The 9,728-nt window shown below is 75.9% G+C and carries 12 protein-coding genes and 1 pseudogene; 7 read left to right on the top strand and 6 right to left on the bottom strand.

Features of this window, described 5'->3' with window-relative positions:
- Positions 1-275 (top strand): helix-turn-helix domain-containing protein (locus EDM22_RS18960; protein ID WP_138708142.1); only part of this gene is annotated, 275 nt, incomplete at its 5' end.
- Positions 276-390: 115 nt separating this feature from the next.
- Here EDM22_RS18960 and EDM22_RS18955 read toward each other — a convergent pair.
- Complete coding sequence (locus EDM22_RS18955; RefSeq protein ID WP_212591997.1) at positions 391-747, bottom strand: group I truncated hemoglobin; 357 nt, start codon at positions 745-747, stop codon at positions 391-393.
- 125 nt (positions 748-872) lie between these two features.
- On the opposite strand from EDM22_RS18955, the gene EDM22_RS19900 reads away from it, so the two are divergent.
- Entirely contained in the window at positions 873-1,634 is a 762-nt protein-coding gene (locus EDM22_RS19900; RefSeq protein WP_138708141.1) for a spermidine synthase, read from the top strand.
- Between the two features lie 76 nt (positions 1,635-1,710).
- Positions 1,711-2,565 carry a spermidine synthase gene (locus EDM22_RS18945; RefSeq protein WP_122938644.1) on the top strand — a complete coding sequence of 285 codons (855 nt, stop codon included), beginning with the start codon at positions 1,711-1,713 and terminating at the stop codon, positions 2,563-2,565.
- Positions 2,566-2,890: 325 nt separating this feature from the next.
- On the opposite strand, the gene EDM22_RS18940 is transcribed toward EDM22_RS18945, so the two are convergent.
- The 3 genes from EDM22_RS18940 to EDM22_RS18930 are packed head-to-tail and all read right to left on the bottom strand — an operon-like array spanning position 2,891 to position 5,171.
- Positions 2,891-3,751 carry a 5-oxoprolinase subunit C family protein gene (locus tag EDM22_RS18940; RefSeq protein WP_122938643.1) on the bottom strand — a complete coding sequence of 287 codons (861 nt, stop codon included), beginning with the start codon at positions 3,749-3,751 and terminating at the stop codon, positions 2,891-2,893.
- The gene (locus tag EDM22_RS18935) at positions 3,748-4,413 is read right to left on the bottom strand and encodes a 5-oxoprolinase subunit B family protein (protein ID WP_122938642.1); all 666 of its coding nucleotides are present in this window, start codon (positions 4,411-4,413) and stop codon (positions 3,748-3,750) included. The genes EDM22_RS18940 and EDM22_RS18935 overlap by 4 nt, the downstream gene beginning before the upstream one ends.
- On the bottom strand, positions 4,410-5,171 hold the full coding sequence (locus EDM22_RS18930; RefSeq protein ID WP_122938641.1) for a LamB/YcsF family protein: 762 nt from the start codon (positions 5,169-5,171) through the stop codon (positions 4,410-4,412). The genes EDM22_RS18935 and EDM22_RS18930 overlap by 4 nt, the downstream gene beginning before the upstream one ends.
- Positions 5,172-5,218: 47 nt before the next feature.
- Here EDM22_RS18930 and EDM22_RS18925 point away from each other — a divergent pair, with 47 nt between their 5' ends.
- The 4 genes from EDM22_RS18925 to EDM22_RS18910 all read left to right on the top strand — a co-directional run bounded on the left by EDM22_RS18925 (position 5,219) and on the right by EDM22_RS18910 (position 8,463).
- Positions 5,219-6,385 (top strand): PQQ-dependent sugar dehydrogenase, encoded by a 1,167-nt coding sequence (locus EDM22_RS18925; RefSeq protein WP_122938639.1) that lies wholly within the window; start codon positions 5,219-5,221, stop codon positions 6,383-6,385.
- A gap of 62 nt (positions 6,386-6,447) precedes the next feature.
- Entirely contained in the window at positions 6,448-6,945 is a 498-nt protein-coding gene (locus EDM22_RS18920) for a SprT-like domain-containing protein (RefSeq protein WP_122938638.1), read from the top strand.
- 74 nt (positions 6,946-7,019) lie between these two features.
- A complete protein-coding gene (locus EDM22_RS18915; protein WP_245989561.1) occupies positions 7,020-7,628 on the top strand; it encodes a CGNR zinc finger domain-containing protein in 609 nt (202 codons plus the stop codon).
- Positions 7,629-7,659: 31 nt separating this feature from the next.
- On the top strand, positions 7,660-8,463 hold the full coding sequence (locus EDM22_RS18910) for an SDR family NAD(P)-dependent oxidoreductase (protein ID WP_122938637.1): 804 nt from the start codon (positions 7,660-7,662) through the stop codon (positions 8,461-8,463).
- A 2-nt stretch (positions 8,464-8,465) separates the two neighbouring features.
- Here the strand turns inward: EDM22_RS18910 and EDM22_RS18905 are convergent, their stop codons facing one another.
- Positions 8,466-9,119: a 2-phosphosulfolactate phosphatase gene (locus EDM22_RS18905; protein WP_122938635.1), complete on the bottom strand. Its 654-nt coding sequence runs from the start codon at positions 9,117-9,119 to the stop codon at positions 8,466-8,468.
- Positions 9,120-9,128: 9 nt separating this feature from the next.
- Positions 9,129-9,728, bottom strand: a pseudogene (locus tag EDM22_RS19740) (hypothetical protein); the annotation flags it as partial.

The following is a 9,728-nucleotide window of genomic DNA, read 5'->3' as shown; positions in this document are numbered from 1 at the left end:
CGGCCGGTCGCGGCCGCGAGTCGACCGCCGACCTGCAGCGCGCGGCGGCCCTCGCCGCGGCCTGCGAGGGCGCGCGCACCCCGCTGCTGCGCTTCTCGGACGGCGCCGAACCGCTCACCCCGCGCGAGCGCGAGATCGCCTCGCTCGCGGCCCAGGGGCTCAGCTCCAACGAGATCGCGACGCGGCTGTTCCTCTCGCCGCGCACGGTGAACAACCACCTGCAGTCGACGTACACGAAGCTGGGCATCCGCGGCCGCCACGAACTGCAGGCCTGAGCGGGCGGCGCGTGCCCCGGGCCCGGGCCCGTGGGCGGGCGTGGCCCGCGCAGACGGCGACGACGTGCGGCGGTCGCGGTCGGCCGGCGGTCGGGCGGTCCGACGGTCGGCGGCCTCAGGCCGAGACGACCTCGTCGCGTACGCCCTCGAGGCGCTCCCCGACCGCGCCGACGGCGTGCTTGGGAACGCCGAGATCGGCGAGGCTCGTGAGCAGCGTCGACACCATCGTGTCGAACGCGGCATCCGTGATCTGCAGGTCGGCGTGCGCGTCGCGCAGGCCGCGTCCCGAGAAGAGCTGGGGGCCGCCGAACGCGGCGGTGAGGAACGCCCGCTGGTGCGCCTTGAGCCGCTCGAGGTCGATGCCCGCGAAGTACGGGCCGAGCTCGGGGTCGGCGGTCACGCGGTTGTAGAACACCGTCACCGCGGTGCGCACCCCGTCGGGGCCGCCGAGCTGGTCGTAGATCTCGGTCACGCCGCCTCCTCCTCGTCGTCCTGATCCTAGGGTCGCGGATGCCGCGGGCCCGTCTCCTGAGCATCGATTGCTCAATCGGCGAATCCGGTGTGGCACGCGGCATCCGCTCGTGCCACGATGCCCTCGTGACCACCCCCCGCATCGAGTTCGAGGCCGACGTGTTCTCGCCCTCGGGACTCACGCTGCTCGTCGACGGCGCCGCGCAGTCGCACGTGGACCCGCTCGACGCCACACGCCTCTTCTTCGAGTACGTGCGCCGCATCGCCCACGTGATCGACGGGGTAGCGCAGCCGGGCGGCCCGATCCGGGCGCTGCACCTCGGGGGCGGGGCGCTCACGCTGCCGCGGTACGTGACGGCGACGCGGCCGGGGTCGTCGCAGGTCGTCGTCGACCACGACGCCGAGCTCGTCGACACGGTGCTGGCCCGGCTGCCGCTGCCCCGGGGGGCCGACATCGAGATCGTGATCGCCGACGCCCGCGACGCGGTCGTGTCGCTCGCGAGCGTGCCGCCGTTCGACCTCGTCGTGGTCGACCTCTACACGCGCCTCGAGGCGCCCGCCTTCGTCGACGACCCGGGATTCATGGGCGGATGCCTCGGTCTCCTCGCCCCGGGCGGCGTCGTGGTGGTCAATGTGGCGGATGCCGCGGGCCTCGCGCGGCTCGGCGCGCAGGCGCGTGCCCTGGCCCGGGCCGACCCGGGCGCCGAGCTGCTCGTCGCAGGCGACCCGTCGGTGCTCGCGGGCGCGGAGGAGGGCAACGCGGTGCTCGTGGCCGCGCCGCGGGGGCTTCCGGCGGGCCTCGAGGAACGGATACTGGCCGGCGGGCCGTTCCCGGGCGCGGTGCTCACGGGGCACCGCCTGGACGCGGCGATCTGGGGCGCGTGCTGAGGACGGATGCGGGCGCCCGCCGAGCACGGCGGTGCCGCACGGCGGTGCCGCACCGCGGGCGGGTAGCGTGGGAGGCGTGTCCGACCTCGAACGCCGCCTCGCCGTGAGCGGCCACCTCGCCCGCCTCGAGGAGTCCCGGCAGGTGCCGGGGTCGTGGACGCTGTACGTCGACGGCACCCCGCAGTCGCACGTCGAGCTCGACCGCCCCGACTGGCTCGGGTTCGAGTACGTGCGCCGCATCGGGCACGCGGTCGACCTGGTGCGGCCCGAGGGCGAGCCGATCACGGCGCTGCACCTCGGTGGCGGCGCGCTCACGCTGCCCCGCTACGTCGCGGCCACCCGGCCGGGGTCGCGCCAGCAGGTCATCGAGCTCGAGAGCGACCTCGTCGACCTCGTGCGCGAGCACCTGCCGCTCCCCCGCGGCGCCCAGGTGCGCATCCGGCACGGCGACGCCCGCGAGGTGCTCGCGAAGCTGCCCGCCGGACTCGACGGCGCCGTCGACATCGCGATCGTCGACATCTTCTCGGGCTCGCGCACGCCCGCCCATGTCACGAGCGCCGAGTTCTACGGCCTCATCTCGCCGCGGCTCGCCCCCGCCGGCATCGTCGCGGTGAACGTCGCCGACGGCGCGGGCCTCGCGTTCGCCCGTTCCCAGGCCGCGACGCTCTCGCACGTCTTCGAGCACGTCGCGATCGCCGCCGACACCTCGATGCTCAAGGGCCGCCGCTTCGGCAACATCGTCATGTACGCCTCGCACCACGAGCTGCCCTTCATGCAGCTGCCCCGCCGGCTCGCGAGCGACCCGTCGCCCGCGAAGCTCGTCGACGGCGAGGAGCTGCGCCGCTTCATCGCGGGTGCGCCCGTCGTGACGGATGCCACGGCCATCCCGTCGCCGCCGCCGGCTCGCTCGGTCTTCCTCTCGAGGCCGTAGTCGGGGCGGTCCGCGCCCACCACGCGCACGAGAACAGGACCCAGCGGCGGCGTGTGCACGAGAACAGGAACCGGCGGCGGCGTGTCGGTCGCCACCTCATGTTCTGGCGACGGCGGCCCGCGGGGTGGCGAGGTGGCGAGCCGGCGGCGCGCCGGCCGGGTCGCGGGCCGGCGCCGGGCGGTCCGCAGCCCGACGCTCGCGAACGCAGGACCCAGCGGCGCCGCGTACACGAGAACAGGAACCAGCAGCGGTGTGTCGACCCGCATCACCTGTTTTCGCGACGGGGGTGCAGGGGGCTCATCCGTGGGGGTGGCGGCGGGGCCCCTCACGCATGGCGGAACCGCACCTCCTGCCCGGGCCGCAGCTGCGCCACGGCGTCGAGCGACGCGGGCGCCACGATTGCGATGACGGGGTAGCCGCCCGTGACCGGCCGGTCGGCGAGCAGGATCGTCGGCTGCCCCGACGTCGACACCTGGATGGAGCCGGGCACGGTCGCCTCGCTCGGCAGCTCCCCCGGCACCGCGCGATCGAGCGTCGGGCCCTCGAGGCGGGCGCCGATGCGGTCGGTCGAGGCCGAGCAGCGCCACGCGTCGTCGAAGAGGCGGGCGCGGGCGGCATCCGTGAACCAGTCGGCGCGCGGGCCGGGCAGCAGGCCCAGCGTGAGGTGGTCGGCGGGCGGCGGGAAGGCCGCCTCCTGGTCGATGAGGGGCACGGATGTCGCGGGCTCCGGGCCGAGCTCGAGCACGCGCCCCGCGACGACGGGCTCCGGGCCGAGCCCCGCGAGGGTGTCGCGCGAACGGGACCCGAGCACGGGGGGCTCGTCGATGCCGCCGCGTACCGCGAGCAGGTAGCGGATGCCGCGCTCCGCGGGGTCGAGCTCGAGCACGTCGCCCGCGCGGGCCCGTGCCGCCGTGTAGGGCGCGACCGGGCGCCCGCCGAGGCGCGCCCGCCCCCAGGCGCCGGCCACGGCGAACCAGGCGTCACCCGAGAACGTCGCCCGGAAGCCGCCGATCAGGATCTCGAGGCCCGCGGCCCCGTCGGGGTTGCCGACGAGGCGGTTCGCGAGCGCGAGCGCACCGCGGTCGAGCGCGCCCGAGCCGGCGACGCCGAGGTGGGCGAAGCCGGGCCGGCCGAGGTCCTCGACCAGGGTGAGCGCGCCGGGCGCATCCACGACGAGGTGCGTCACGGTCGCACCGCCGCGAAGCGCACCCGGCGCGCGGGCGCGAACAGTGCGGGGTCGTCGGATGCCGCGTCCCACAGCACGGCGTCGGTGCGCCCGACGAGCCGCCAGCCGCCGGGACTCTCGCGGGGGTACGCGCCGGCGAAGGCTCCGGCGAGCGCGACGGACCCGGCCGGAACCCGGGTGCGGGGCGCCTCGAGCCGCGGCACCTCGAACGGCCAGTCGTCGCTCACGAGGTAGCCGAAGCCCGGCGCGAACCCGATGAACGCGACGCGCCACACGGCGTTCACGTGGTGCGCGACGAGCGCCTCGGGCGAGACGCCGAGCAGGCGAGCGGTCTCGTGCAGGTCGTCGCCGCCGTACTCGACGGGCACCGTCACGATGTCGGCGGCACCCGCGGCTGGATCGGCTGCCGCCGCGAGGGTCGAGGCCGGCGCCGCGGAGCCGGGCAGCGCCGCGGCCGTGCGCCGGATCCAGCTCTCCGCCGACTCGAGCGGCAGCACCGCCGGGTCCACGCCGACGAGCAGCGTGCGCGCCGCGGGCACGAACTCGACGACGCCCGCCGGGGCGCTGCGCGCCAGCCCGTCGTGCAGGGCGAGCACCTCGGCGAGGCCGTCGCACTCGACGAGCAGGGCGGCGTGGCCGGCCGGCAGCATCCGCACACTCATGCGAACGCCCGCACCTCGACGCCGGCCGCCTCGAGGGCGCGACGCACGGCGATCGCGATCTGCACCGCGCCGGGGGTGTCGCCGTGCAGGCACAGCGAGTCGGGCGCGAGGTCGACGCGGGCGCCGTCGTCGGCCGCGATGCCGCCCGTGACTGCGAGCTCGACGGCCCGCTCGGCGGCGGCGTCCGCATCGTGCACGACGGCGCCGGCCTCGCCGCGCGGCACGAGCGAGCCGTCGGCGAGGTACGCCCGGTCGACGAAGGCCTCGCGGGCGAAGCGGAGGCCCGCGGCATCCGTCGCGTGCTCGAGCGCACCGCCCGGCGCGCCGAGGATCACGAGCTCGCCGTCGAACGCGGCGACCGTGTCGGCGATCGCCCGGGCGGCGGCCGCGTCGACCGTGAGCCGGTGGTAGAGCGCGCCGTGCGCCTTCACGTACCGCACGCGGAGGCCCGCTCCGCGCGCGATGCCGTCGAGGGCGCCGAGCTGGTAGGCGAGCTCGGCGGCGAGCTCGTCGGGGTCGACCGCGAGGTGGCGGCGGCCGAAGCCCGCGAGGTCGCGGTAGCCCGGGTGCGCGCCCAGGGCGACCCCGTGCGTCGACGCCAGGCGCACGCTCTCGACCATCGTGCGGGCGTCGCCCGCGTGGAACCCGCACGCGACGTTCGCGCTCGACACGAGCCGGAACATGGCCGCGTCGTCGCCCATCGGCCAGGTGCCGAACGATTCGCCGAGGTCGGCGTTGAGGTCGATCGAGCGCTGCATGCTCCCATTCTCGCGCCGCTCCGCGCAGACTGGAGCGGGGAGGACGCATGCGGGGTGCACGGACGGGCGGGGGCGCGACGCTGGTCGCGACCGCAGTGCTCCTGCTCGCCGCGTGCACGGGCGGCGGCGGCTCCGGTCCCGTCGTGATCGCGCCGTCGGACGGCGCCACGAGCGGCACCGCCTCCGCGAGCCCGCCTCCGAGCGGATCACCAGTCGCGGTCGCCGTCGCCGGCGAACCCGAGGAGCTGGCCCGCGGACTCGCGGCGCCGTGGTCGATCCTGCGCCTGCCGAACGGCGGGGTGCTCGTGAGCGAGCGGGACTCGGCGCGCATCGTCGAGGTGCTCCCCGACGGTTCGCTCCGCGAGGTCGTGCGGGTGCCGGGGGTCGTGCCCGGCGGCGAGGGCGGCCTCCTCGGCCTCGCCTTCCTGCCCGCCGGCGACGGACGGCCCGACCTCGTGTACGCGTACCTCACCGCGGCATCCGACAACCGGATCGTGCGGATGCCGCTGCGCGGCGCACCCGGCACGCTCGCGCTCGGCGACCCCGAGACGGTGCTCACCGGCATCGCGAAGGCGGGCAACCATGACGGCGGGCGCCTCGCGTTCGGGCCGGACGGCTTCCTCTACGCGACCGTGGGCGACGCGGGCGTGCGCGACGCCGCCCAGGATCCGGACTCGCTCTCGGGCAAGATCCTGCGGATGACGCCCGACGGTGATCCGGCGCCCGGCAATCCGTTCGGCACGCTCGTGTGGTCGCTCGGGCACCGCAACCCGCAGGGGCTGGGGTGGGATGCCGCGGGCGGCATGTGGGCCGCCGAGTTCGGCCAGGACACGTGGGACGAGCTCAATCGCATCATTCCCGGCGGCAACTACGGCTGGCCCGTCGTCGAGGGGGAGGCGGGCGACCCCCGCTTCATCGATCCGGTCGTGCAGTGGCCGACGGATGAGGCGAGCCCGTCGGGACTCGCGATCGTGGGCGACACCCTCTTCCTCGCGGCGCTGCGGGGGGCGCGACTGTGGTCGGTGAGCCCGCTCACCACGGGGGCGCCGCTCGAGGTGACCGCGTCGTTCACCGGCGAGCTGGGCCGCCTCCGCGACGCGGTTCCCGGCCCCGAGGGCGAGCTCTGGATCCTCACGAACAACACCGACGGGCGCGGCTCGCCCCGCGCGGGCGACGACCGCCTGCTGCGCGTCCCCCTCGCGCCGGCACCCTGAGGCCCCCGTTCGGGGGACGGAATCGGGCCCGAACGGCGTCTCACCGGGACTATTCTCATCCCATGGCGGATCTGGACCGGGTGCGACGGTGGGCCGAGGCGCTCATCGTGCTGCACCTCGATCCGAACGAATGGACGTTCGGCTTCGACAACGCGAAGAAGCGCGCCGGGCTGTGCAACTACACCGCGAAGCGCATCTCGGTCTCCCGCTATCTCGCGTCTCGGTACGACGACGACGAGATCCACCAGATCCTGCTGCACGAGGTCGCCCATGCGATGGTGGGCCCGCGCGCCGGACACGGCCCGAAGTGGGCGTCGACGGCCGCATCGCTCGGGTTCGTCGGGCGCCGCACGCACGACGGCGAGGTCGCGCACGAGCTCGCCCCGTGGGTGGGCAGCTGCCCCGCCGGGCACGAGCACTACCGGTACCGCGAGCCGTCCCGTCCGCTCAGCTGCGGCCTGTGCCGTCGCGGGTTCGACCACGCCAACCTCATCGTGTGGCGACGCCGCGAGATCACCACGGCGATGCGCCGCCGGGCCGCGAGCGCCGCGGCCGAGTGAATCGGGGCGCGCCGCGCGGCATCCGCCCTGCGCTCGTGCGCCCGGCCGGCGCCGCGACCCGGTAGTTTGGTGCGGTGCCCGTCTCGACCGTCTCGATCCCGGTCGGCCAGTGGTTCGCAGACGACGCCGGTCGCTGGTGGTTCGACTCCGGCTCGTTCGCGCTCGACTTCGCCTACACCGGCGCCCTCCCCGCATCCGCCGCTCCCGAGCGGCTGCACTCGCCCGACGACCTCACCGCGTGGATGCGCGACCGGTTCCCCGTGAGCGTCGGCGCGGCACGTTCGCGCGACCTCTTCGACTCGGTGTCGCTGCGTGAGGCGATCGCGCGGCTCGCCACCGCCGCGAGCCGCGACGAGCCGTTCCGGGCGGCCGACGTCGACCTCGTGAACCTGTACGCGGCCACGCCCGACATCCCGCCGACGCTCGCCGGCGGTTCGCGCCAGGCCGGCCGCTCGGTGCAGACCGTGGGGCAGGCGCTCTCGACGATCGCCCGCGACGCCGTCGACTGCTTCGGCCCGGCGAACACCGGGCGCATCCGCGTGTGCGACGGCGACTGCGGCCTGCTCTACCTCGACACGTCGCGGGCGGGCAGCCGCCGGTGGTGCTCGATGCAACGCTGCGGCAACCGCGCGAAGGTGCGCGCGCACCGCGCCCGCAAGTCGGCCCTGCGCGCCGCCGCCTGACCCGCGCCGGCGCCGCTCGTAGGCTGGGCGCATGAGCCCGGATGCCGCGACCCGACCCGTTCCGACCGACCCCGCGAGGCGACCCGCGACCCGCCCCGTGACCATTGTGACCGGCGGAGGGCGCGGCATCGGCGCCGCGATCTCGGAGCGCCTGGCAGCCGACGGGCACGACCTCTTCCTCACCTACCGCGACCGGCGCGACGACGCCGAGGCCGTCGCCGAGCGCTGCCGCGCGGCCGGCGCCCGGGTCGTGCTGCACCGCGTCGAGCTGGCCGACCTCGATGCGGTCGCCGCGGTCGTGCCGACGGCGGTCGCCGAGTTCGGCACGGTGACGGGCCTCGTCAACAACGCGGGCATCACGGGGCGGATCGGCCCGTTCCTCGACGCCCCGATCGAGGAGTCGGAGCTCGTCTTCCGCATCAACGTGCTCGCCACGATCGTGCTGTGCCGGTCGGCGATCGCCCACATGTCGACGGTCCTCGGCGGTGCGGGCGGATCGATCGTGAACATCTCCTCGGGCGCCGCGACGACCGGCTCGCCCGACACCTACATCCCGTACGCCGCGAGCAAGGCCGCCGTGAACGTGCTCGGCATGGGACTCGCGAAGGAGTTCGGCATGGCGGGGGTGCGCGTGAACACCGTGTCGCCCGGCACGACGCACACCGAGATCCACGCGGCCGCCGGCCGGCCGAACGCGCCGGCCGAACGCGCCGCCCGCTTCCCGATGCGCCGCGCGGCGGAGCCCCACGAGATCGCCGGCGCGGTGGCCCACCTGCTGTCGGATGACGCGTCGTACACGTCGGGCGCCGACATCCGCATCACCGGCGGCGCCTGAGCTCAGGCGCGGAACACGCCGTCGCGCAGCTCGGGCACGACCCGCGTCACGTCGCGCTGCGTCGCGAGCCGCACGTCGGCCCGCAGGCCGGGGTCGGCGCCGGTGAGTTCCATCGCGCTGCCCGACGCGCCGATGAGGTGCGTCGCCGCATGGCGGAGTCCCTCGAACGCCGCCGAGGCGACGGCGGCCTCGGGCGAGGTGTGGTCGATGCCCACGCCGACGAGCGCGTCGACGACGGCGCCGGCCACGAGCTGGTCCTCGATCGCGAATCGGAGCTCGCCGTCGCGCGCGGCGTCGGCGCCGGCCCGCGTCCGCTCGCCCGCGGCGACGATCGCGACGACGACCCGCTCGCCGCGTTCCTCCTGCAGGGCGAGGATCCGCTCGGCGACGGCCGTGCGATTGCGCAGGGATGCCGCGAGCACGACGACGTCACGACCGGCGAGCGCGGCGGCGATCCCACTCGCGTCGCCGCGCGCGTCGGCGAGGGCGGTCTCGGTGCCCTGCTCCGCCGCCAGCACGACCGCCGTCGTGAACTGGAGCGCGTCGACGAGCACCACGACGTGCGCGCCAGTCAGGATGCGCTCGGCGCCGGCACGGCCCCAGTCGAGTCGGACCTGGTACTTCGCCTGCCCCAGGGGCGCCGTCGAATCGCTCACCGCGACAGGCTAGTACGCACCCCCGAGGGTGTCGTAATGGGCGAGCGCCTCGGCGTCGTTCGCTCGGGCGGCCGACCGGCGGGCGGCGTCGAGCGCGGCGACGGGGTCCGGCTCCTGCCGCGCCATCACGAGCTGCCGTTCGGCCTCGGCGAGCCGCGTGCGCGCGTCCGCGCCGACGCGGCGCCCACCCCGGTCGACGGCCGCGCGCGCCACCACGAGCTGGCTCTCGGCGATGGCGAGCGCACCGGCGAGCGCACCGCGCGCGCCGTCGAGCCGTTGCTGCGATGCGCGGGCGGCAGCTCGAGCGACCTCGAGGCGGTCGCGCGTCGCGCGCAGGCGATCGCGGTCGGTCACCGGATCACCGCTCAGTTCGCCGCGCGCGCCCAGGGTGACCGATGCCTCGCCGATCGCCGCGCCGAGGGCTGCGGCCTCGTCCGGATCGGCGTGTGCATCGCGCTCGCGGCGGGCCGCCGCGAGCTCCTCGTCGAGCCCGGCCGCCTCCGCAGCGGCCTCGCGCTGCGCGGCCGCGAGGGCGCCCTCGACGCCCTCGACCTCCCCGAGGTCGCCCGCCGCGCGCTCGAGGTGGCCCGCTGCCGACGACAGCAGCTC

The organism is Agromyces tardus (assembly GCF_003710805.1).
Lineage (GTDB): Bacteria > Actinomycetota > Actinomycetes > Actinomycetales > Microbacteriaceae > Agromyces > Agromyces tardus.
This window is presented reverse-complemented; position numbering and strand designations above follow the sequence as displayed.